Genomic DNA, 928 nt, shown 5'->3' on the forward strand with positions numbered 1-928 from the left:
TTAATTTTTCTTGAATTCGCACACAATTGTAGTAATAAATGTATGCTAGCACAATCTTTCGCACAGTTGTGTTGGATACTTTTGTTATCTCTTGTGAATAGAAAGCTTCACTTTTCAAATGACCAAAAAAGCTTTCCATGACGGCATACGCTTGAAATTCTTTTGCTGTATAAATACTTCCTTGATCCGAGTGAAGAAGGACATCTTTTACTCTTCGCCCTCTCATTGCTTGTTTCAATGTCTTCCTCGCTAATGTCAGTGTTTGTGATTCGCTGATGACACAACTAATAATTTCACGATTAAAGGCATCCATGATCGTTGATACATACAAGGTACGCTCTCCAAATAAGAGATACGTCACATCTGTAAACCACTTTTCATTTGGTCTGGATGCATCGAATTCACGCCCCAATCGATGAGGGGCTACCATTGGTTCCGCACCATTGATATATTTCTTTTTCTTTCGACGTACTTTTGAAAGAATGTGATTTTGTCTCATGATTCGTAATACTTTTTTATGATTGACACACAGTCCCATTTTGTGAAGAGTAGCGGTCACTCTTCGATATCCATACCGAAATTTATGCCTAAGACAGACGTCCTTTACTTTCTCTTCTATATCATCTTTCCGATCTTCCGTTCGTTGTAACCAGCGATAAAATGTGGAACGGGGTAATTCTAATACGTTACACAATTCTTTTATTGTTATTTTTGTTTTTACATTTTTCCATAAAGTAACTACAGTTTCTGGTTTCAGCCCCTTTCGATTTCCAGATACTTTCCCCATACAAGTAATTTTGTTTTTAGATGCTTATTTTCTAAACGTAGTTGTTCTAATTCACTGAGCTCTTTTGGTCCTTTTCCATAAGAATATTGTTTTCCTACAGGTTGTTGAAAACGATACGTTTGATCTGTACGATACCATTTC

Annotated in this window: 1 pseudogene; it reads right to left on the reverse strand. The window is 36.3% G+C overall.

The features are described from left to right. Positions 1 to 928 (reverse strand): annotated as a pseudogene (locus JDS99_RS30740) (IS3 family transposase); the annotation flags it as partial.

The organism is Bacillus cereus group sp. N6, from assembly GCF_016483705.1.
Classification (GTDB): Bacteria; Bacillota; Bacilli; order Bacillales; family Bacillaceae_G; genus Bacillus_A; species Bacillus_A wiedmannii.